Source organism: Delftia sp. DT-2, from assembly GCF_028401915.1.
Classification (GTDB): domain Bacteria; phylum Pseudomonadota; class Gammaproteobacteria; order Burkholderiales; family Burkholderiaceae_C; genus Comamonas; species Comamonas tsuruhatensis.
The window spans coordinates 84,793-106,512 of record NZ_JAQOTI010000010.1 but is presented as its reverse complement, the minus strand read 5'-3'; the positions used below and the strand labels follow the sequence as shown (position 1 = coordinate 106,512).

Here is a 21,720-nt window from a genome sequence, read left to right as displayed (position 1 = left end):
CGGCAGCCAAGGCAGGCCAGGCAGGTCCGGCAGGCCTCAGGCGAACTGCACGACCACGCGCCGGTTGGTGCGGCTTTTCTTCTCGATCTTGGTGACGGCCACCGTGCCGATCTCGGCCGTGCTGCGCACATGCGTGCCGCCGCAGGGCTGGCGGTCCAAGCCGGGGATGTCGATGATGCGGATCGTCGCCGTGCCGCCCGGGGGCGCCGCGCCTGCGGTGCGTACCAGGTCGGGCTGGGCGGCCAATTGCTCGGGCGTGATGCGGTCCACGTTCACGGCATGGCTGGCGGCGATCAGGGCGTTCAGGCGCTCCGTCAGATCGGCCTTGTCCAGCGTGGATTCAGGCAGGTCGAAATCCAGGCGTGCCGAGTCCGGCGAGATGCTGCAGCCCGTCACGGGCACGGGCACCAGCACGCCCAGCAGGTGCAGGCAGGTGTGCAGGCGCATCAGACGGTGGCGCCTGTCCCAGTCGATGGCTACCTGCACGCGCTCGCCGACCTGGGGCGGCGCATCGGTCTGCAGCACATGCAGGATGCGCTGGCGGTCATCGGCATAGACGGTGTCGATGACCGCCAGGCTGCGTCCGTCGGCCAGGATCAGCGTGCCGGTGTCTCCGGCCTGGCCGCCGCTGCGGGCATAGCAGACCGTGGCATCCAGCTCGATGCCTTCGGGGCTGACCGCGATCACGGTGGCTTCGCAGCGGTCCAGGTAGGCGTCGTCGTCAAAGAGCTTGTGCGTCTGGGACAGGGGCATGGGCATGGGGTGTCTCCGGGGTCATGTCGCGGTCCATGGTATCGGCGGCATGGCGGGGCCGGGCAGTACGCCTGGGCGAAAAGTCCCCAGTACAGTCCATTGCCCGCAGCGGTGGCAGTCGGCTGCTTGACAGCCTGTCAAGTGCCCGGGTCCGCGACCTGACAAGATCGGCGCCCGCGCCGCGCGCGTGCCGCTGAACAATGGCGCATTCCTTGCCGACGGCGCTACAGATTTTTCCGAAGCTGACGACATACGCAGGGCATGAATCTGTGAGTTTTCCGAGGAACTGTCCGAATGGATCAAGAACCTTTGCGTCCATCCCGTGCAGGCTCCACCCCCGTCTCCATCCCGGCAGGCCCCGGTTTGCGGCTGCCCACATTGTTCATCTCCTCATCTTTATGAGCACTACCGATCTTCACGCAGCTTCCCTGAGCGATCTCTATGACCGGCTGGACGAAGGCCTCAGCGAAGAGGCCTTTGCCGCCGAACTTGATGCCCGGCTTCATGACGGGCGGGCCGATGAGGTGCAGGTTTTCCTGCGTGATTGCGAGGAGCGCTGCCTTTACATGCTGGGGCGCCTGAACAGCAGCGAATCGCCCTGGACACATGACGGTGAGCGCTGGCTGGCACTGGCACGGCTCACGGTGCCGCGCGGCCATGCGCCGGCAGGGCTCAGCGAGAAGCTGACCAATGCCAAGGTGGCCGCCGAAGTGCGCGTGATGGCCGAGCAATGGCTGGCCCATGCCCGCAGCGCGGATCTGCCGGTCTTCAAAGGCATAGGCATGGTGCTGGGCAACCTGGTGCCCTGGCTCTGCTATCCAGGCATGCCCTACGAGGAAGTGACGGCCACGCTGGACTGGACGCTGGCGCTGCGCAAGGAAGGTGAGTACAAGCCCGACACCGAGTACCACGCGCCCTGGAAGCGGCTGATCGCCCAGCTGAACGATGCCGACCTGCAGCGCTACGCCGCCGTGGGCGGCAAGCTGTTCGCCGACGTGATAGTGCACTACCGCGAAGAGCGCCAACCCAAGCAGCCCAAGGGGCAGGGCTGGAAGTCCTGGATGGCTTTCTTTGCCGCGCATCCCGAGCTGTATGACCAGACCTACATAGGCGATCCGGACCTGATGGAGCAGCGCTGGGCCAGCGCAGATGCCCCACGGCGTGAGGAACTGGCGGGCACCCTGATGGGCCAATTGGGCCATGCCCAGGGCGGGGAGCGTACCCGTGCGCTGCAGCTGCTGGACCGCCTGGTGGCCGAGGATCCCGCGCCCTTTGCCAGGCAGCTGCGTGAGAACGGCGGCTATCGGATCAGCCTGGCGCTGGCCATGCATGTCATGAAGCAGAACGATGCCGCCTTGCTGCCCCTGCTGCTGCCGGCCATTGCCCAGCACTGCGACCGCGAGGACGAGCTGCGCCGCTACCGCAGCGCGATCCGCGAACTGGTGACCCGCCGCCCGGCCGATCTGGCCGAGGTGCCTGTCAAGGACCTGGTCAATGTGCTGCCCGCGTTCGACACCGCCAGCCTGAAGGCCACGCTGCCCACCCTGACCCCGCTCATCGCAGGCAGCAGCGCCAAGGGCCTGCGCGCCGCCATGGCCGGCCTGGCCGCCCATATTCCGCTGGCCAGCTTGGTGGATGCCGGCTGGTTGAACAAGCCGCCCAAGAACCTGCTGCTGACCTGTCGCGACGTGCTGCTGGCCCACCCCGACCCCGCCGTCGGTCCCTTGCTGGCGCAGTTGCTGGCCGGCGGCAAGCTGGATGCGGCCTCGGCCAGCAGCGTGCAGCAGCGGCTGAACCAATTGGGCCTGACCGGGCAGGGCGCCTCGGCATCGGAAGAAAGCCAGGCGGATGCCGCATCGCCAGCGTCTGCCGCTGGCGGCGTGGACCTGGAAGCCCAGATCGCCTCCATCAAGCGCCTGAGCGCGGCCATCAAGCCCTTCGACACGCCCGAGCTGCTGGCGCTGTGCGCGCCGCTGTCCGAGCACGCGGCCCGCGTGCTGCTGCACGTATCCGCCATTGCCGAAGGCGGCCTGCCGCCGCTGGCCCACGAGCTGCTGGCGCGCATTCCGGCCGACAACCGTGCCCGCCTGGCGCTGGCCCTGGTGCAGCAATGGATTGCTTGCGAGGGCGAACCCAAGCAGCGCTGGGCGCTCAGGCTGCTGCCCGGCCATGCCGATGACCGCGTGGTCGATGCGCTGGTGGCCGCCGTCCAGGCCTGGAACCGCCCGCGCCTGCAGCGCGCGGCCGCCGCTGTCGAGCATCTGGGCGAGGTGGACAGCCTCTACGCTCTGCTGCGCGTGCAGGAGATCTCCGAATCGCGCTCGCTCAAGGACCAGGTGCAGCGCACGGCGCGCAGCGCCCTGCGTGCCGCCGCTGCCCGCCGCAAGATGAGCGTGCCCGAGCTCTTCGACGAGCTGACCCCCGACTTCGGCCTGGGCCAGGGCCTGACGGTCACGGTCGGGCCGCAGAGCTACCGCGTGGAGCTGCAGGGCGATCTGAGCCTGCGCGTCATCAACGACAGGAACAAGGCCAGCAAGACCATTCCTGCGGTCAAGGACGAGGCGCTCAAGCCCGAATGGGAGGCGGCCACCGCGCAGCTCAAGACCCTGGCCACCAGCCTCAAGACCGTGGTCAAGCAGCAGGCGCCGCGCATGCTGGCGGCCCTGGTCAGCGGCAAGCGCTGGCCACTGGATCGCTGGCAGCGGCTGTTCGTGGCCCACCCGCTGCTGCGCATCGTGGGGCGCAGCCTGATCTGGCGCGCAGAGGATGCGCCGGGCCTGGCGCGCACCAGCTTCCGCCTGGCCGAGGATTTCTCGCTGGTCGATGTGGAGGATGAAACCGTGGCCCTGCCGGCTGGCTGCAGCATCAGCCTCTGGCACCCGGCCACGGCCCAGCCCGGCGAGCGCGAGGCCTGGCAGGCCTACATGGCCGACTATGAGCTGGAGCCCCTGGTCGACCAGCTGGGCGCCTGCGCCGAGCAGCCCGCGCCAAGCCAGTTCAAGAACGGCATGCTGCTGCCGCCCGCGCCGATCACGCTGGCGCAGGAGCAGCTCGGCGCCATGCTCAAGAAGTTCGGCTACCGGCCCGGCCCCGTGGGCGATGGCCCCAGCATCAACGAGCATGTGTGGCGCCTGCCCGCGCTGGAGCTGAGCCTGGAGCTGTCGCACGGCTATTTCCCGCCCTACCTGGACCTGGGCCTGCCCGTGGCCGTGGAAGGCCTGCGCGTGCACGACCTGAGCAAGGGTTACGGGGCCAGCGCCGACCCGGCGCGGCTGCCCAAGCCGCTGCTGGCCACGCTGCAAGGCCAGTGGCTGGCCCTGGCGGCCAAGGCGGCTGCCTGAGCCCTTGTCTTTGTGAACCTTTGCTCCCTTGAAACGTTGGCCGGCCGATCGCCCATCACCGAAGACTCCACAGACCATGAGCAACAACGAGACAGCAGCGCTTCCCCTGCAGGCTTTGTACGAACTGCACACGGCCGCGCCGGCCGGGCGCGAGGGCATGCCGGCCTTTGCCGCCGAACTGGCGAAGCGCCTGGCCCAGGGGCGCGATGCCGAGGTGGCGGACTTCCTGCGCGACAGCAGCAGCCTGTGCCAGGAGCGGCTGCACCAGTTGCCCGGCGAGCATGCGCCCTGGCAGCGCGACCACGCGCTGTGGCTGGCGCTGGCGCGCATCAGCCTTCCGCTGGGACAGTTCTATGGAGGCAACCCGGGCGTGCCCCGGCGCAGTGCCGAGCTGACCGCAGAGCTGACGGCACTGGCCCGCGCCTGGCTGGATGACTGGGGCAGCCGCACCCACCAGCCCTGGAGACTGCGCGATGGCTACGACCTCGTGCTCAGGCAGGTGTTTGGCGTGCTGGGCCATGAAGGCATGTCCAGTGCCGATATCACCGGCCTGCTGCGCTGGGCGCGGGAACTGAGCGCAAAGGCCGGCATTGCGCCCGGCGCGCAGTACTACTGCCAGTGGCAGCACCTGCTGCACCAGCTGCCCGAGCCCGAACTGCTGGCCATGGCCATCGAGGACGGCGGCGGCCAGCTCAGCCGCGACATCGTCCAACGCCAGCTGCCGCTGCAGCGCACGCGGCCTGCAGGGCAGCGCTGGGCGCTGTGGCGGGATTTTTTTGCGCAATTCCCCGCCGTGCTTGACCAGTTGCGCCTGCCCGAGCCCGTGCTGATCGCATCGCGCTGGGAGACGGCCGATGCCGCGCGCCGCGACCTGCTGGCCCAGGACCTGTTCAAGGCCTTGTGCTTTGCCTCGGACGATGACTGGCCGCATGACCGTGCCCTGGTGGAGTGCATGCTGCAGACCGACGCTGCGCCCCTGGCCGCCTGGTTCAAGCAACTGGGCCACCTGGCGATCAATCCCGCCGTGGCGCAGCGGCTGTGGGAAGCCCGGTGGCCGGCCCTGCTGCCGCTGCTATTGCCGGCCTGCGCAGACGGCTGCAAGCACGAATCCGACCGCGCCGGCTACGCCCCGGTGGCCGAGACCCTGCTGGCCGATCGCCCTGGCGACCTGGCCCGGCTGGCCGCCGGCCCGCTCACGCACCTGCTGCCCGCGCTGCGCGTGGACACGCTGCAGCGGCTGCTGCCGCAACTGGGCAAGGCCGCCTCCGGCAGTGCCTCCAAGGGTTTGCGTGCGGCGCTGGCACAGGCGCTGTCTGCCTTGCCCGTGGATGCGCCCCAGGCCGCCGGCTGGCTGGCCAAGCCCAACAAGAACCTGGTGCTGGCCTACCGCGATGTGCTGGTGGCCCATCCTGATCCGGCGTCTGGCAGCCTGCTGTCGGCACTGCTGTCCGGTGGATTGCTGGACGTGGCCGAGCAAGGCCCGGTGCAGGCGCGACTGAAGGATCTGGGGGCCGCAGCCCCGGTTGCGGACGCAGCCGGGTCACCTGGCGGCGAGGCCGTGCCAGCGGGCAGCGATGCCGGCTCCCTGGCAGAGCTTGAAGCCCAGGCCGCCAGCCTGCAGCGCCTGTCGCCCGTCATTGCCGCGCTGGACCAGCCGGCGCTGCTGGACCTGCTCGCACCCCTGTCGGCCCAGGCCGCGCGCGCGCTGCTGCACCTGGCGGCCTCCAGCCCGCAGGAGCTGCCTGCGCTGGCCCGCCAACTGCTGGCCCAGGCCGGCGCGGAGAACCGTGCGCGGCTGGCGCTGGCCCTGGTCCAGCACTGGGTGGCTGCCGATGGCGCGCCCGAATCGCGCTGGGTGCTCAAGCTGCTGCCCGGCGCGGCGGACGACCGCATCGTCGATGTGCTGTCCTCGGCCGCCCTGGCCTGGCACAAGACGCGCAAGGAGCGCGCCGTGGTCGCGCTGCAGCAGCTGGGCCGGCTCGACACGGTCTATGCCCTGTCCTGCGTGCAGGCCCTGGCCACCGGCAAGACCCTCAAGCCCAGCGTGCTGGCCGCCGCGCAGGCCGTGCTGGCCGAGGCCGCCACGCGGCGCGGCATGGCGCTGGCCGACCTCGGCGACGAGCTGACCCCGGACTTCGACCTGGGCCGGGGCGTGCAATTGCAGGTGGGCGCGCAGACCTATGACGTGCTGCTGCAGGGCGACCTGTCGCTGCGCCTGCGCACGCCGGCCGGCAAGCTGGTGCGCAGCCTGCCGGCCCTGGCCGACGAGGGCCTGCGCACGGAGTGGGAGGCGGCCGCCGCGCGGCTCAAGACGCTGTCCAAGGGCATCAAGGCCGTGCTGCAGCAGCAGGCGCCGCGCCTGCAGTCCTGCCTGATGCTGGGCCGGCACTGGCCGCTGGACACCTGGCGCCGCCTCTTCCTGGAGCACCCGCTGCTGCGCGTGGTAGCACAGGGCCTGGTCTGGCGGGTGGAGCCCGCGGCCGGCCAGCCGTTCAGCCTGCGCATTGCCGAGGACCTGTCCCTGGTCGATGCCGAGAGCGACGCGGTGCAACTGCCGGCCGAGGGCCGCATCGCCCTGTGGCACCCCGCGCAGGCCACCGAACAGGAGCGTGCGCAGTGGCGCGAATGCCTGGCCGACTACGGCCTCAAGGCCCTGATCGAGCAGGTCGATGCGCCCGCCGACCTGCCGCTGACCAGCCAGTGGCAGCAGGAACTGCTGCAGCCCCTGGCACCGATACGGCTCACGCAGCAGGCGCTGGACGGCCTGGCAGGGCCATGGCGCTTTCATGCCGGCCCCGTGTGCGATGGCCCCGGCATCTACCTGCACCTGCGGGACTTTGCCGTGCAGCGCTGGCGCGTGGAACTGCTGCACAGCGCGGCCATGCCGTACTACGAGCCCGGCCATGAGATCGACATCGAAGGCTTTGCCCTGCGCGACATGGCCGCCGACCGCCTGCTGCCCCCGGCCGAATGGCCGCTGCCGCTGCAGGCATCGCTGTGCGCCATGCTCCAGGCCCTGGCCTCGCGCGCTGCGGGCGCGGTAGCCGCAGCAGGTGCAGCCCAGGTTTGACTCCCTCCAGAACCCCTGAATCCATGAACTCTTCGACCCTAGAACACACCGACCAGGCCACGCTGGAGGAACTGAGCGCCTCGCTGCCACCCGCCGAACTGGTCCAGGTGCTGGCCAGCCGCATGCGAGCGGGCCGGCATGACGAAGTGGGCGCCTTCACGCGCAAGGCCTTCGACGACTATTCCAACCCCATCCGCGCCCTGGGCAACTTCGATCTGCCCTGGACCCATGACCATGACCTGTGGCTGGCCTTCGCGCGGCAGACCATCCCCTTCGGGCGCAGGATCGACGGCAGCCTGGACGGCGACATTCCACGCCACAGCCCCGAGCTTGCGGCCGAGTTCGAGCAGATGGCGCGCGCCAGCCTGGCCCGTCCACCTGCGCCGGACGGCGACAACGACTACCGTGAGATCCGCATCCTGGACATGTTCGGCTGGCTCTGGTACCCGGGCATCAGCCGTGAACGGGTGATGCCGCTGCTGGACTGGGCCGCAGAGCTGAACGTCCAGTCCGGTGGCGGGTATGACAGAGCCGACTGGAAGCTGCTGCTGGGCAGCCTGGACGACCAGGACCTGATGGAGCTGGCCGAGCGCGGCGGCGCGCTCTATGCCGACATCCGCGATGTCTACATGACGCGGCACAGCGACGTTCCGCACCCGCAGCGCTGCGCGCCCTGGTACGACTTCTACCGCCGCCATCCCGACTGGTTCGACGACAAGCCCATCAACGAAGATCCGGGCCTGATCGCGCTGCGCTGGGACCTGGGCGCCGACGCCCAGCGGCGCCTGGAACTGGTCAACATGCTGCTGAGCAGGGCGGACCATGAGCCGGCCGACTACTTCATCCCCATTTTCGACCGCCTGGTGCGGGAGGATTCCGCGCCCTTCGTCGCCTGGATCGAAGGATGGCAGCCCAAGTACCACTTCGATGCGGTGGTCGCCCAGCAGATCTGGAAGGCACGCTACCCGGAGCTTTTGCCCCATCTGCTGCGCTGCATATTGCAGAAATCGCGGATCGAGCCCTTCATCGGCCTGCTCAACCAGATGCTGGCCGAGCAGCCCGACTACCTGCGCGAGATTCCCACCGTGCGACTGGCCCCGCTGCTGGCGCAGCTGGACCCGGCCATGCTGCATGCCCGGCTGCCCCTGCTGGGCGAACTGCTGGCTGCCAGCAGCTCGCGGGCGCTGCGCGAAGCGGTGGCGCGCTTCATGCAGGGACTGGATGCGCAGGCCGTAGGCGCTGTCTTCGAGTCCAACGCCTGGCTGCAGCGGCGCGAGAAGGCGATGCAGCTGGCCTGCCGCGACATCCTGCTGGTCCACCCCGATCCCGGGGTCGCACCGCTGCTGCAGGCGCTGCTGCGCACGGGCCTGGACCTGGGCTCCGAAAGCATGGTCGAGGGCCGGCTGCTGGCCCTGGGTGTGCCAGTGCCGGGTGCTTTGAACGTGGCGCAGGGGGAGGGGGGCAGGGTGCCGCTTGACGCACTGGAGGCCCGCGTGGCGCGCTTCAAGCGCTTTTCCAGCAGCATCAAGGCCTATGACCAGCCAGAGACCCTGGCCCTGTTCGCGCCGCTGTCCGGGCATGCGGCCCGCATCGTGCTGCATCTGGTGGCCACGGCCGAGGAAGAGCTGCCGCCGCTGGTGGAGCAGTTGCTGGCCCATGTGCCGGCCGAAAGCCGCGCCCAGCTGTCCCTGCACCTGGTCGATGCCTGGGTGGCCCTGGAGGGCGAGCCCAAGGCGCGCTGGGCGCTGCGACTGGCCAACGGCCATGTCGACGACCGCCTGGTGCAGACCCTGGTGGCCGCCGTGAAGGCCTGGGGCTGGAGCAAGAAGCTGCGCGCCATCATCGCCGTGGAGCAGCTCGGTGCGCTGGACACGCTGTACGCGCTGTCCCAGGTCCAGACCCTGTCCACCTCGCGCAAGCTCAAGGACCTGGTGATTGCGGCAGCGCATGACGCGCTGGAGGCAGCCGCCCAGCGGCGCGGCCTGAGCCTGATCGAGCTGTATGACGAACTGACGCCCGATTTCGGCCTGGGCGGCGAAGGCCTGGTGCTGGAGGTGGGCCCGCAGCGCTACCGCCTGCAGCTGCAGGGCGACCTGAGCCTGCGCGTGGTGGGTGACAATGGCAAGGCCTCCAAGACCCTGCCTGCGCTCAAGGACGAATCGCTGCGCCTTCAGTGGAATGCGGCACAGGCCGAATTCAAGACCGTTGCCGCCGGCGTCAAGGCCATCGCCAGGCAGCAGGCGCCGCGCATGGGTACCGCCTTCATGACGGGACAGCGCTGGTCCGTCCCGCGCTGGCGCCGCCTGTTCCTGCAGCATCCCCTGCTGCGCATCATGGGCCGCACCCTGATCTGGCGGCTGGAGCAGGGCGCCAGCTTTCGCATTGCCGAGGACTTTTCCCTGCTCGATGCCGCAGACGATGCCGTGGAGCTGCCCGACGATGCGCAGGTGCTGCTCTGGCATCCGGTCGATGCCGCAGCGGGCGAGGTTGAGGCCTGGCGCACCTGCCTGGCCGACTACGAGCTGCAGCCGCTGATCGACCAATTGGGCGCGGGTGCGCAACTGCCCGACGCCAGCCAGTGGAAGAACCATGCCCTGCACCCTGCCGGCCCGCTGCAGATACGCCAGGGCGCGCTGTCCGGCCTGTTGGCCAAGTGGAACTACCGCCCTGGCCCCGTGGAAGACGGCCCCGGCATCTACGAGCACAGGCTGGACCTGGCGGGCCCGCAGCTGTACATCGAGCTTCACCACGGGCGCTACATGCCGTTCATGGAACTGGACCACCGCGTGGACATCGCCCACGCCGTGGTCTATGACAGCAGCCACCGCGGCGAGGATGGCCGCTGGCCCCGGCTGCAGCCGCAGCAGTGGCCGCGCGCGCTGCAGGCCACGCTGATGGCGCAGTTCGCGGCCATCGCCGCCAAATCGGCCGGCACCAAGGAGAGCGACTGATGGCCACCAAACGCATGGCAGCGCCCACCCCGGAACCTGCCGCCCAGCGGCTGCCGGCCGAGATGGCCCACGCCCAGGAACTTGCGGCCCTGCAGGCCGCCGACCAGGGCCCGCGCCCCGACGGCTGGCGCCTGAGCCCGCGCTCCGTTCGGCGCTTCATCCTGGGCGGTGCGGAACCTGACGGCGGCGGGCCGGCCATCGCGCGCAAGATCCACGGCAACGATGCCCTGGTCGAACGCGCCATCGTCACCCTGGCCGGCCAGCGCGGCCTGATGCTGGTGGGCGAGCCGGGCACGGCCAAGTCCCTGCTGTCCGAGCTGCTGGCCGCCGCCATCAGCGGCGACAGCAAGCTCACCGTGCAGGGCGGTGCCGGCGTGGTGGAGGAGCAGATCCGCTATGGCTGGAACTACGCCCTGCTGCTGCGCGACGGCCCCGGCCCCGAGGCCCTGGTGCCCGGCCCGCTGCACCGCGCCATGGGCGAAGGGCGGCTGCTGCGCTTCGAGGAGATCACGCGCTGCTCCACCGAAGTGCAGGACTGCATGGTGCCCGTGCTCTCCGACCGGCTGCTGCAGATTCCCGAACTCAAGCACGAGCAGCCCTGGCTGCTGGCACGGCCGGGCTTCAATGTGATTGCCACGGCCAACCTGCGCGATCGCGGCGTCAACGAGATGTCGGCCGCGCTCAAGCGCCGCTTCAACTTCGAGACCATGCGCCCGCTCGAAGGCGTGGCCGCGCAGGCCGCATTGATAGGGCAGGAGGTGGGCCGCGCACTGGCGCAGCAGCGCATCGGCACCACCGTCGCGCCCGATGTGCTGGCCCTGCTGGCCACGGCCTTCCAGGAGCTGCGCAGCGGCAGCGTGGAGGGCACGGCCGTGGAGCGGCCGGGCACCGTGCTGTCCACGGCCGAGGCCATCGACGTGGCCTTCAACGCCGCCTGCCAGTGCTGGTACTTCGGGCAGGAGCGCGTGGGTCCGGCCCACCTGGCGCGCCACCTGCTGGGCACGGTGATCAAGGACGACGACGAGGACCGCCGCCGCTTCGCCGAATACCTGCGCGTGGTGGCACGCCAGCGTGCAGGGCAGCCGGCTTGGCAGGACTTTGTCGCAGGCGGCCGTGAGCACTGACGCTGCCGCCTGGCTGGCGCCGCTGCCGCAGCTGCGCCTGGTGCCCGTGCGCCACCACAGCCCGCGCTGCGCCCACCACCTGCGCGCGCTGATGCGCGAGTTCAAGCCCAGCCACGTGCTGATCGAAGGCCCGGGCGAGCTCGATGCGCTGCTGCCTGCGCTGCAGCACGCCCAGGCGCGTCCGCCGCTGGCGGCCTACCTGCAGGCGACCGTGGCAGGCGGCGATGGCGCACATGAAACGAATGGCGCGAATGGCGCTTTGGAGGACGACTGGCGCTGCCGCTGCTATGTGCCCTTTGCGGCCTTCTCTCCTGAATGGGTGGCCCTGCGCGAGGCGGTGCGGCTGCGCAGCCATGTGCGCTTCATCGACCTGCCCTATGCGGCGCGGCTGGTCCAGGCCGCGCAGCTGGACTACTTCGCCTGCGCGCCCGAACCCCTGCTGGCCGACGAACCCTCGCGGCGCGCGCCCGACGTGCTGGCCGGCCTCATCCAGGCCGGCGGCTGCCGCGACTTCGACGAATGGTGGGACCGGCATTACGAATCGGGCAATGAGGACGCCTCGCCCCAGGCGTACTTTGCCGGCGTGCTGGCCTTCAGCCAGCTGCTGCGCGAGCGGGACGAGGCAGCGGGCGGCGCGGGCCCTGATGCCGAAGACAGGGCCCGCGAGGCCCACATGGCCGCCCAGGTCCGCAAGGCCCTGGCCGAAGGCGGGCGCTGCCTGGTGGTCTGCGGCGGCTTTCATGTGGCGGGCATCGTGGCTGGCATCACCGCTGGCCTGTCGGCGCCCGAGCGTCCGGCTGCGGCCGGTCAGCCCATCGATGTGGGCGTGCATCTCATCCCCTACACGCTGCAGCGGCTGGAGCGTGCCAGCGGCTACGCGGCCGGCATGCCCATGCCCGGCTACTACCAGGGCGTTTGGCAGGCGCTGGAGCAGGGCGCCTCGCAACCCGATGCCCAGGCCTGGCCAGAGATGGCGGCACGCACCGTGAACGGCCTGCGTGCCCGGGGCCTGCCCGCCAGCCTGCCCGACGCGGCAGAGGCCGTGCGCCTGGCCCATGGCCTGGCTGCACTGCGCGCCTGCCACGGCGGCCGGGCCGAGCTGCTGGAAGCGCTGGACAGCGCCGTGTTCAAGGAGCATGCCCAGGCCCTGCGTCCGCAGCCTATGGAGCCGCAGGCCGGGCAGCAGACCGGGCAGCAGATTGGTCAATGGCTGCTGGACGCCGACGACTACGGCCAGCTGCCACCCAACGCGCCGGCCGCCCCGCTGCTGGTCGATGTACAGGCCTTCTGCCTGCGCCACCGCCTGCCCGTGCGGCCTGCCGCACCCGTGCGCAAGGAGCTGGACATCTACCGCAGCGCCCGTCACCGCCGCCTGTCGCAGGGACTGCACCGGCTGCGCTACCTGGGCGTGCCCTATGCGCAATGCCTGGCGGGACCGGACTTTGTGGCGGGCACCGGCCTGGCGCGCGTGCGCGAGGTCTGGACGCTGGGCTGGCAGGTCGAGACCACGGTGGCACTCACCGAGGCCATGCGCCACGGCTCCAGCCTGCAAGAGGCCGCTGTCCACCGCGTGCTGGAGCGGCTGTCGCAGACAGCCGACACCGAGCCGGCGCAGCGCGTGCTGGAAGTGCTGGTCATGGGCCTGGACGGCATTGCCCAGCAGGTGCTGGACACCGTGCAGGCCTGGATGGAGCGCAGCCACGACGCCCTGGCCCTGGCCCGCGCCACCGGCTGCCTGGCCCTGGCCTACGAGGCCCGCCATGCGCTGGGCGGCGTGGGCCTGGCGCGCCTGCTGCCGCTGCTGCGGCGCTGCTTTGCCCAGGCCTGCCTGCGCCTGCCCTGGCTGGGCGAGGGCGATGCATCCCAGCAGGCACAGGCCCTGGATGCCCTGGCCGATCTGCACGGCATGGTCTGCCGCGCCGTGCCCTGGGCCGACGCCGGCCTGTTCCACGATGCCTGTGCCGCCTTGCATGAGGCAGGCGCCGACAGCACGCCCGCGCGCGTGCGCGGCGCCACCGCCGGCATCCTGAGCATGGCCGGCCGCTGGCAGATTGCGCAGACCGATGCCGCCCTGCGCGCCATGCTGGGCCTGGCGCAGGTCGATGCTGCCGCCATGGGCGAGTACCTGCAGGGCTTTGTGCGCGTGGCCAAGGGCTGGCTGCTCAGTCATCCGCCGCTGCTGCGCCTGCTCAGCGACGGCATTGCGCACTGGCCGCAAGACGCCTTCCTGGCCGGCCTGCCGGCCTTGCGGCTGGCCTTTGCCCAGCTGACCCGTGCCGAACTGCGGCAACTGGCCGGGCGGCTGGCCGGTTTGTCGGGCGCGGCCACGCCACCCGGCGCAACCACGCTGGCCTGCGTGCACCTGCCATCGGACGAGGCCCTGGCGCACAGCCGCGCCTTGGCGGCCCAGGTGGGCCGGCTGCTGCATCCCTGGGGACTGTCATGAGCCGGAAAGATCCGCCAATGCACGAACTGCCAATGCACGAGCCGCCAATGCAGGAACAGGCAATCAATGCCGCCACCCTGCGGCGCTGGCGCCTCATCCTCGGGCCCGAGGCGGCCCAGCCCCTGGCTGCGGCGCAGCCGCTCGATGACGCCGATGCGCGCCGCGACGCGGCACTGGACTATCTCTACCAGCGCGAGCACCGCCTGCGCGAGCAGCCCGACGGTGCAGGCACCGACGCCTGGCAGGGCACGGGCGGGCTGTCCGCGCGCCAGGGCGGCAACGGCGTGCCCGAGCCCCAGGCCGTGCACTGGCTGGGCGAGGTGCGCGACCTGTTTCCGCGCAGCGCCGTGGAAACGCTGCAGCGTGATGCGCTGTCGCGCTACGGGCTGCACGGCCTGCTCGGCGACCCCCAGGTACTGGCCCAGGCCACGCCCAGCATTGAATTGGTGGCCGCGCTGATGGCCGTGCGCGCCAGCCTGCCCGTGCAGGTGCTGGCCGAGGCCCGCCGGCTGGTGGCGCGTGTGGTGGCCGATCTGCAGGCGCGGCTGTCCTCGCGCGTGCACTCGGCCCTGGGGCGGCGGCGCAGGCGCCGCAGCAGCCGGGGCCAGGGGCAGATGAGCGATCTGGACTGGCCGCGCACCCTGCGCCACAACCTGCGCCACTACCAGAGCGAGGAGCAGGTGCTGGTGCTGGAGCGCCTGTTCTTCAGGGAGAACGAGGCGCAGCGCTTGACCTGGGACCTGTGGCTGGTGGTGGACCAGAGCGGCTCCATGTACGAATCCGTCATCCACAGCGCCGTGATGGGCAGCATCTTCGCGCGCGTGCGCGCCCTGCGCACCCATGTGCTGCTGTTCGCCGACGAGGTGGCCGATGTCACCGGCCAGTTGCATGCGCCCGAAGAACTGCTGCTGGGCGCGCAACTGGGCGGAGGCACGAATATCGGTGCCGCCCTGGCGCATGCGGCCGGGCAACTGGGCGCGCCGCGCCGCAGCGTGGTCGTGCTGATCACCGATCTCTACGAAGGCCATGACGAGGCCCGCGTCATCGCCGAGACCGAGCGGCTGATCGCCAGCGGTGCGCGCGTGCTGGTGCTGGCCGCCCTGGATCGCCGCGCCCATCCCGACTACGACCGGGACCTGGCTGCGCAACTGGTGGAACGCGGTGCGCAGGTCGGCGCCATGACGCCCGACCATCTGGTGGACTGGCTGGCCCGTGTCATGCAGGCAGGGCGATCCTCATGATGCAGGAATGGCTGCGCACCCTGGACGATGACGCCATTGCCGACTGGGCCAACAAGGGCCTGCTCAAGCGCGGCGCAAAGGCCCTGGCGACATTGGATGCGGCGGCCTGGGAGCTGGATGCCAGCCATGCCCGGGCCGATATCGAAGGCCATGTCCAGACCCTGGCCGGCGCGGGCTTTGCCACGCTGCAATGCAGCTGCCCGGCGTATGGACCCTGCCACCATCTGTGCGCCTTGCTGCTGGGCCTGCGCGCGCGCCTGGCCAGCGGAGGGGCGGCCGATGAGGCAGCACAGGCCCCTATCGCGCCATGGCTGGAGGGCGATGCCGAGGTCGTGGCGCGGGCCTTCGGCAGCGCTGCCCAGCGCAAGGCCCTGCGCTGGATGGCACAGGGTTTCGAGGCCGTGCTGGAAGAGACGCCGGCCGCGCTGGTCGGTGAACTCTCCAATCCCGACGAAGTGACCGTGCGCCTGCCGCGTGCTGGCGGCCTGGCGGCGGCCAGTTGCAGCTGCAAGGCCGCCACCTGCGCGCACCGCGCCCTGGTGGCATTGCAGGCCCGGCGCGCAGCGGGCGCACCCATGCCCGAGCTGCCTGCGCATGCGCTGGAAGCCGGCGCACTGCAGCGCCTGGCGCAGGTGAGGCTCTGGCTGACCGGCTGGGTGCTGCAGGGCCGTGCCGGCATGAGCCCGGCCTTCCTCGACCAGGGCGAGGCACTGTCCACCGAACTGCGCCAGGCCGACCTGCCGCGCCCCGCCAGCGTGCTCAACCTGCTGGTGCGCGCCTTGCGCGACGAGCGCGCGGGCCGTGCCGGCGCGGCCGAGCGCGTGGCTCCCCTGCTGGCCGCGCTGTGGATGCTGCTGCGCGGCCTGGCCCAGCAACCCCTGCCTCGGCCCCTGCAGGAGCTGGCTGGCGTGCATAGGCGCAGCTACCGGCGCGTGCAAGGCCTGTGTCTGCATGCCGTGGCGGCCGAGCTGTGGCTGGCGCGCGGAGGGCAGCGCGGTTTTTCGGTGCACTTGCAGGATGCGGCCAGTGGCCGGTTCCTGACCTGGTCGGCATCGCGCGCTGAGGGCTTTGATCCGCAATGGGAGCCTGCCCAGGCGCTGGAATCGGAAACCCTGGGCGGCCTCACGGCAAGGCAGCTGCTGCAAGGTCCTCATGTGCTGGTGGACGGCTGGGTCAGCGACGACGGCCGCCTTTCGGCACGGGATGCCACCCGGCTGGTGGCGGCCCAGGCGGCCGGCCCCTTGCCGGGGGCCGACGACCCCCAGGTCCTGCTGCGCCGCCATCTGCAGGAGCTGCATGCAGACCCCTGGCGCCAGCAGCCGCCCTTTTGGGCGCGATGGCAGGTGAGCGGCAGCGGCCTGCCGCAGACTGACCTGCTGCTGCAGCGCTGGACGATGGAGCTGCAACCGCAGCTGCCAACCTCCGGCCCCGTCATATGCCTGGCCGGTGATCTGCACGGCATGCAGGGCAGGGCGGGCGAGGCCCTGCGCCGGGAGCTGGCGTGCGGCCGGGTGCTGCAGGAGGTCTTTGGCCGCGTGGAATTCGTGGCCGGGCGATTGCAGATGGCCGTGGCATCGGTGCGCTGGCGGGACAGTACGGACTGGCACCATCCCAGCACGGCCTGGAAGCCGCCGCCAGCGCAGGGCACCAGGGAGAAACAGCCATGAGCACGGCACCGAACGAAAACGCCGAGGCGCCGCTGCGCCATTGGCTGGCACAGGGCCAGGTCTGGCTGGCCGATATGCAGGCCGCAGGCCTGGTGGGTGCCGGCGCACCGCTGCTGGCCGCAGGCCGGGCCTGGGCCGATCAGGCCGCACTGCTGGGCTGGTCCGCCCTGGCACGGCAGATGGACGGCGTGCTGGACCCGCAGCTTGCGCCGGTGGAGCGCGCAGCCGCCCTGCTCGATATCGCGGTCTGGGTCATGACCGCGCAGCGGCTGCAGGCCGGTGCGGATCAGTCCTTGCCCTGAAAAAAGCCATTGAGCTCGGCGCCCGGCGTGGCCTGGGCGAACGCGTCGAAGCGCCCCGTCTCGGCAATGGAGCGCGCCGCATGCAGAAAGCCGCCCCAGGCTGCGCGCGCCAGTGCGCCGCCCACGCTGATGCGGCGCACGCCCATGGCCTCGGCATCCTGCAGGCTCCATTCGCTGGCCCCTCCGATCAGCAGATTCACCGGCTTGGGTGCCACGGCCGCCACCACGGCACGGATCTGCTCGGCGCTGCGGATGCCGGGTGCGTACAGGCAGTCCGCGCCGGCCTCGGCATAGGCCTTGAGCCGGGCAATGGTGTCGTCGAGATCGGGCCGGCCCACGAAGAAATTCTCCGCACGCCCGACCAGCAAGGTGCTACCGCCTGCCTCGTCGATGGCAGCGCGGGCGGCGCGCAGCCGGGCCACGGCGTCCTCGATGCTGCGCAAGGGGTTGGCAGCATCGCCTGTCGAATCCTCGATGGACAGCCCTGCCACGCCGGTGTCCAAGGCCATGCGAACGCTCTCTGCCACCTCCTGCGGACCCAGGCCGAAGCCGCTTTCAAAGTCCGCGTTCACGGGCAGGTCGGTGGCCGCGACCAGGGTGCGCAGATGCGCCAGGGTCATGTCGCGCGAGATGGCGCCATCGGGCCGGCCCAGCGACCATGCATGGCCCGAGCTGGTGCTGGCCAGCGCCTTGAAGCCCAGGCCCTGCAGCATGCGGGCGCTGCCGGCGTCCCATGGATTGGGCAGTACAAAGCAGCCTTGGCGGTGCAGGGCCCGGAAGCTGGCACGTTTTTGTTCGGTGGTAGGGGTCATGGAACACTCCGTTTTGACTCTTGAGAAACTCAAGCATTGATTCTCCAAGGCCTGTGAACGCTATCCACCGCCACAGGCTGAATGGCTGCTGGACCTGCCGAGGCACCAACTTCTGCGCATCTTCCTGCATCACTGCCTGGGTTGCATCTTGACGGGCTACCGTTCGTCAGTTCGATTCGCCCCAGCACACATTGCGTTACGATGCCGCGGCTCTCAAATGAAAGCCGTCCTGGGCGAGTGTGTCGCAACGCCTTGGCTGCTATCGGAGGGACGGCTTCACCACGGCATTCTTTTGCCCAGATCATTCGACATGCAGACTCCGACCTCAGCCCTGCCGAGCACCACCTTCACCACCGAGCAGTGCCTGGAGGCGGACAGGTTCGACGCTTGGCGCAGCGGCATCTCTGTACTGTTCGATGTGACCCCGCTGGAGCGCGGTACGGTGCGCGGCGGCTTCCACGCCTCGGTAGATGCAGTCCACTTGGGACAATTGCTTTTGGGAGACCTGCGCTTCGGTGCACAGCGCTTTTCGCGCGGACATGCACGCGCGGCCCATGACGGGCTGGACCACTATCTGGTGCAGTGGTACCGGGGAGGCGGCTTCACAGGGCGCTGTGACGATGGTCACGAGCTGACGGTGCAAGCAGGTGATGTGGTCTTCTTCGACATGGCTCGCTGCCAGCATACCGTTGCGGACGACTCCCATGTGCTCTCGTTGATCGTGCCCCGCAGCCTTGGCGACCAGGCAATGGGTGCATCGAGTTCAGGCTTGCACGGAACCGTGTTGACCCGCAGCAGCATCTTCGCCGGGCTATTGGCAGATCATCTTTGCGCTCTGCAGCGACGCCTGCCTTCCATCGGCCTGGAGCAGGCTGACGACATAGTGCATGCCACTACCCAGATGCTGGCGGCCTGCCTGCGCCCCAGTCTACGGACGGTGGCCGAGGCTCGGACTGAATTGCAGGCAGCAATGCTGGACCGTATCAAGCGCCATATCGCGCGAAACCTGGCTGCTCCCCTCTCGCCCGAGCTGCTTTGCCGGTGCTTCGGCATCTCACGTCACCGGCTTTACCACCTTTTCGAACCTTTGGGGGGTGTGATGCGCTATGTGCAGCAGCGACGGTTGCAAGAGGCCTTCCATGCCCTGTCAAACCCTGCCTACCGACGCCTGCGTGTCGCCGAGGTGGCCGCGCGCCTGGGCTTTGCCAGTGAGGCCCACTTCAGCCGCGCATTCCGGGCCAAATTCGGCCACACACCCAGCGACATACGCGCCATGGCGAATTCCACACGCGCGGCATGCATCAAGCCTCCTTCCGGGACCACTCCCGCCACCGTGGAGTATGCGGACTGGCTGCTTGGGCTCATGGCCTGAGTGCCGGATGGATGGTCTTGCCCCAGGCTGACGCTCGGTCGAAAACGTCAGGGGCTTCTGCATGCAGGATGCTCTAATAGGGCGGCCGCAAGCCACGGCCTGGCTTGTTTCCGAAGACCCACTCCCTTTTCGCATATGCATCTTCTGCAGCGTTGTAGCTTTGTCTTTGCCTGTCTTGCCCTGCCGGCATTCGTTCACGCCGCAGACTTCGACAAGAAAAACTGCACCTACAAAGGCATCCGCCTCTACGGCAAGGTCCAGCTCGTGCAGTCCTTCCCCGACATCAAGGTCCAGGCAACCAGCTCTTTCCCGGACCTCAAGGTCAAGGTGGTGAACTCCTCCGCAGACCGTTGCGGAGAGTGGCAGATCGTCACCTCTTTCCCTGACTTCAAGGTCCAGATGGTCAACTCCTTCCCGGACCTGAAAGTCGAGATGGGCAGTTCATCGCCTGGCGTGCGATAGCGCCCCGGCGCCGCTGCGGCGGCGCCTGCTCCTCAGTCCAGAGATTGGCCCGCGCGCGCAAATGAAGAGTGCGCGAGGAAAGCTGGAGCGGGCGATGGGAATCGAACCCACGTCATGAGCTTGGGAAGCTCAGGTCCTGCCATTGAACGACGCCCGCCTTGGTTGAGCCATTGTCGAATCATGCATTTCTTCGCTAGATGCTTGTTTTCTTGAGACTTTCACGGCGCGTTTGCCGCAAAACCTCAACTTGGCACCCAGCGAAATCTATCTGCACCTGCAACCTTGGCGTAGGTTCGGGAGTAGGTTTTTGCCTCCTACGTCGCTGGCAATAGAACCGGCGCCATGACTCTGGGTGAGATTCTAGTGCTATTCGATTCGCGGTCTGCAAAGCAGCTTCAGCCAGGCTCGCACCTGCTCGTGAAGGGGTGCGATGAATTGCGATAGGTCAACTCCCAATCGCACAAAACACGGGCCTACCGCTACAAACAGCTCTGCTGGCCTGATGAAGTAGGTGAGGCTCGGGCACTGGCCCGAGATAGCGCTTTGCAGAGGCTGTCTCAGTTCAGGGAGACAAGCGCGGGGGTAGCGCAGGAGTTGATCCGGTCACTGCCCGTCGCAAGGCAGCACTGGCCAAACATGGTCCTGCCGTATCGTCTAAGGTGCGTGCGCTGCTGGAGGGTTTCCGCGATCACCTTGCGCGGAGCGCTCTGGCGCGAATGCTGGGCGAGGTACCAGAGCTTGCCTGGACAGTGCCGCGTGACGTGACCTGTGTCCAAGCTTACGACGTACTCGATAAGCGACGAGACCCTCCCACGGCGGCCAAGCAGCTGCGGGCACAGCTGGGGCAGGCGTGGGACTGGGGCTCGATGCAGGAAAGATCGGTAGGGAGGCGCCGAACTGTTGGCGTAGCCTTCTCAAACGCCAGCTGTGTTCCAAGGGGAAAACCGCCGGGGGGAAGCATGTGGGGTTTCGGCGCCGGGTGCTGTCCCAGGCGGAACCGCGCAAGCTCCTGTCGTGTCCCCGGACGAATATGTCGCAGAGCGCGCTGGATGGCCAGCCCACTGACGTGCATGTTGGCCCTATAGGTTCCGCCCGGCTGTTTGTCATAGACGTTAGTGGCGATGGGTTCGGGTTTCGTGGTCACGATGCCGGTCCTTTCTGCTGCCGCAAGGGCTTGTGGCCGGTCATTTCGAGGTTTCCTTTCTGAGAGGGGCAGTCGCCGAAGGGCAGGGCATCGTCGCGGTGGTGGTCTTTGGGCAACTACCAATGCATCAAGCTCATGCTAGAAGGCCTGAGTCCGGTGCAGTACCGAAATCAGGCCTTGAGCCGCTAACTTCCAACCGTCCAACTTCATGGGGTCAGTTCAAAGCGGGCTTCGTCGTTTCAATGGTGCACTTGACAAGGCTGTAGGGTGCAAGCGCGCTGCCGGGCTTCCGACGGATTCCTGGGCTGGCTACACTTTTCTCTCCACAGAGAAGGGAAGTCATGGGCACAGATATCTACGTTTCGACGCTGACCGCCGATCTGGAGCAGCAGTTCATCGACGCGGTCGGACAGAGCCGCAAACTGCACGCTCCATGGGTTTCGCCGCCCAGCACGGCACAGGAGTTCCAGGGCTACCTGGCTCGCGTGCAGGAACCGTCGGGTGCGGCATTTGTGATCTGGGAGTGGCGCAGCGATGGTTTTGCCGGGGTCGTGCAGATCACGAACATCCTGATGGACCCGTTCCGCTCTGCCCATATCGACTTCTTTGCATTCTCGGGCTTCGAAGGGAAGGGCCTGATGAAGGAGGGCCTCGCGCATGTCGTGAAGCAGGTCTTCAGGACTTCGAAGCTGCATCGGCTGGAAGCCAACATTCAGCCTGAGAACAAGGCAGCCATAGCACTGGTGAAGTCCTGTGGTTTCAAGTTGGAGGGGTTGTCGCCCGCATTCATGAAGGTCGGTGGTCGCTGGCGAGATCACGAACGCTGGGCGCTGTTGTCCGCGTAGTCGCTGCCGGATCCGTCAGCGCCTGGGGGTTCTCCATCAACTGGTCTCGCAAAGGGCGCAGCAACTTGTCATCCTGGGAAGTGACGAGACGTCGAAGAAGGTGAAGCACACCGAGGTGCAGACAAGCCCTATCAGCGGGCTTGTTCTTGCCTGACGTCTCCCCCCGAAAACAGCTGGACAGCGTCCGGAA

General features: G+C 68.9%; 14 protein-coding genes and 1 tRNA gene. 12 read left to right on the top strand and 3 right to left on the bottom strand.

Going from position 1 to position 21,720, the window contains the following annotated elements:
- Positions 1-36: 36 nt before the first annotated feature.
- On the bottom strand, positions 37-759 hold the full coding sequence (locus tag PO605_RS19130) for an alanyl-tRNA editing protein (RefSeq protein WP_016451616.1): 723 nt from the start codon (positions 757-759) through the stop codon (positions 37-39).
- 392 nt (positions 760-1,151) lie between these two features.
- On the opposite strand from PO605_RS19130, the gene PO605_RS19125 reads away from it, so the two are divergent.
- The 8 genes from PO605_RS19125 (at position 1,152) to PO605_RS19090 (ending at position 16,895) form a co-directional block, all read left to right on the top strand.
- Entirely contained in the window at positions 1,152-4,094 is a 2,943-nt protein-coding gene (locus tag PO605_RS19125) for a DUF4132 domain-containing protein (RefSeq protein WP_047470792.1), read from the top strand.
- Between the two features lie 76 nt (positions 4,095-4,170).
- Positions 4,171-7,164 (top strand): DUF4132 domain-containing protein, encoded by a 2,994-nt coding sequence (locus PO605_RS19120; RefSeq protein WP_272206741.1) that lies wholly within the window; start codon positions 4,171-4,173, stop codon positions 7,162-7,164.
- Between the two features lie 23 nt (positions 7,165-7,187).
- Positions 7,188-10,115 (top strand): DUF4132 domain-containing protein, encoded by a 2,928-nt coding sequence (locus PO605_RS19115; RefSeq protein WP_272206740.1) that lies wholly within the window; start codon positions 7,188-7,190, stop codon positions 10,113-10,115.
- Complete coding sequence (locus tag PO605_RS19110; RefSeq protein WP_047468168.1) at positions 10,115-11,239, top strand: ATP-binding protein; 1,125 nt, start codon at positions 10,115-10,117, stop codon at positions 11,237-11,239. The genes PO605_RS19115 and PO605_RS19110 overlap by 1 nt, the downstream gene beginning before the upstream one ends.
- Positions 11,229-13,685 carry a DUF5682 family protein gene (locus PO605_RS19105; RefSeq protein ID WP_272206739.1) on the top strand — a complete coding sequence of 819 codons (2,457 nt, stop codon included), beginning with the start codon at positions 11,229-11,231 and terminating at the stop codon, positions 13,683-13,685. Before PO605_RS19110 ends, PO605_RS19105 begins: the two co-directional genes overlap by 11 nt.
- Positions 13,686-13,732: 47 nt before the next feature.
- Positions 13,733-14,926, top strand: coding sequence for a VWA domain-containing protein (locus tag PO605_RS19100; protein ID WP_272206738.1), 1,194 nt, complete (start codon positions 13,733-13,735; stop codon positions 14,924-14,926).
- A complete protein-coding gene (locus PO605_RS19095; protein WP_272206737.1) occupies positions 14,923-16,593 on the top strand; it encodes an SWIM zinc finger family protein in 1,671 nt (556 codons plus the stop codon). Before PO605_RS19100 ends, PO605_RS19095 begins: the two co-directional genes overlap by 4 nt.
- Positions 16,590-16,895 carry a hypothetical protein gene (locus PO605_RS19090; protein WP_017403878.1) on the top strand — a complete coding sequence of 102 codons (306 nt, stop codon included), beginning with the start codon at positions 16,590-16,592 and terminating at the stop codon, positions 16,893-16,895. The genes PO605_RS19095 and PO605_RS19090 overlap by 4 nt, the downstream gene beginning before the upstream one ends.
- On the opposite strand, the gene PO605_RS19085 is transcribed toward PO605_RS19090, so the two are convergent.
- Positions 16,880-17,707 (bottom strand): isocitrate lyase/PEP mutase family protein, encoded by an 828-nt coding sequence (locus PO605_RS19085; protein WP_016451625.1) that lies wholly within the window; start codon positions 17,705-17,707, stop codon positions 16,880-16,882. The two genes, PO605_RS19090 and PO605_RS19085, sit on opposite strands and share 16 nt — an antisense overlap.
- 310 nt (positions 17,708-18,017) lie before the next feature.
- Between PO605_RS19085 and PO605_RS19080 the strand changes: the two genes are divergently transcribed.
- Both PO605_RS19080 and PO605_RS19075 read left to right on the top strand, forming a co-directional pair.
- The gene (locus PO605_RS19080; protein WP_047475355.1) at positions 18,018-19,079 is read left to right on the top strand and encodes a helix-turn-helix domain-containing protein; all 1,062 of its coding nucleotides are present in this window, start codon (positions 18,018-18,020) and stop codon (positions 19,077-19,079) included.
- A gap of 135 nt (positions 19,080-19,214) precedes the next feature.
- Positions 19,215-19,541 carry a hypothetical protein gene (locus tag PO605_RS19075; RefSeq protein ID WP_016446204.1) on the top strand — a complete coding sequence of 109 codons (327 nt, stop codon included), beginning with the start codon at positions 19,215-19,217 and terminating at the stop codon, positions 19,539-19,541.
- An 83-nt stretch (positions 19,542-19,624) separates the two neighbouring features.
- Here PO605_RS19075 and PO605_RS19070 read toward each other — a convergent pair.
- Positions 19,625-19,698 (bottom strand) — tRNA-Gly (locus tag PO605_RS19070).
- A gap of 1,095 nt (positions 19,699-20,793) precedes the next feature.
- On the opposite strand from PO605_RS19070, the gene PO605_RS31040 reads away from it, so the two are divergent.
- Both PO605_RS31040 and PO605_RS19065 read left to right on the top strand, forming a co-directional pair.
- A complete protein-coding gene (locus tag PO605_RS31040; RefSeq protein WP_354004185.1) occupies positions 20,794-20,874 on the top strand; it encodes an IS3 family transposase in 81 nt (26 codons plus the stop codon).
- A gap of 152 nt (positions 20,875-21,026) precedes the next feature.
- On the top strand, positions 21,027-21,530 hold the full coding sequence (locus PO605_RS19065) for a GNAT family N-acetyltransferase (protein WP_016447197.1): 504 nt from the start codon (positions 21,027-21,029) through the stop codon (positions 21,528-21,530).
- Positions 21,531-21,720: the final 190 nt, after the last annotated feature.

Bases quoted from the DNA above. Each gene is read 5' to 3' on its own strand.
- PO605_RS19115 (WP_272206740.1), top strand. From the start codon at position 7,188: ATGAACTCTTCGACCCTAGAACACACCGACCAGGCCACGCTGGAGGAA.
- PO605_RS19065 (WP_016447197.1), top strand. From the start codon at position 21,027: ATGGGCACAGATATCTACGTTTCGACGCTGACCGCCGATCTGGAGCAG.
- PO605_RS19080 (WP_047475355.1), top strand. From the start codon at position 18,018: ATGCAGACTCCGACCTCAGCCCTGCCGAGCACCACCTTCACCACCGAG.
- PO605_RS19110 (WP_047468168.1), top strand. From the start codon at position 10,115: ATGGCCACCAAACGCATGGCAGCGCCCACCCCGGAACCTGCCGCCCAG.
- PO605_RS19090 (WP_017403878.1), top strand. From the start codon at position 16,590: ATGAGCACGGCACCGAACGAAAACGCCGAGGCGCCGCTGCGCCATTGG.
- PO605_RS19085 (WP_016451625.1), bottom strand. From the start codon at position 17,707: ATGACCCCTACCACCGAACAAAAACGTGCCAGCTTCCGGGCCCTGCAC.
- PO605_RS19130 (WP_016451616.1), bottom strand. From the start codon at position 759: ATGCCCATGCCCCTGTCCCAGACGCACAAGCTCTTTGACGACGACGCC.
- PO605_RS19095 (WP_272206737.1), top strand. From the start codon at position 14,923: ATGATGCAGGAATGGCTGCGCACCCTGGACGATGACGCCATTGCCGAC.
- PO605_RS19125 (WP_047470792.1), top strand. From the start codon at position 1,152: ATGAGCACTACCGATCTTCACGCAGCTTCCCTGAGCGATCTCTATGAC.
- PO605_RS19100 (WP_272206738.1), top strand. From the start codon at position 13,733: ATGCAGGAACAGGCAATCAATGCCGCCACCCTGCGGCGCTGGCGCCTC.
- PO605_RS19075 (WP_016446204.1), top strand. From the start codon at position 19,215: ATGCATCTTCTGCAGCGTTGTAGCTTTGTCTTTGCCTGTCTTGCCCTG.
- PO605_RS19120 (WP_272206741.1), top strand. From the start codon at position 4,171: ATGAGCAACAACGAGACAGCAGCGCTTCCCCTGCAGGCTTTGTACGAA.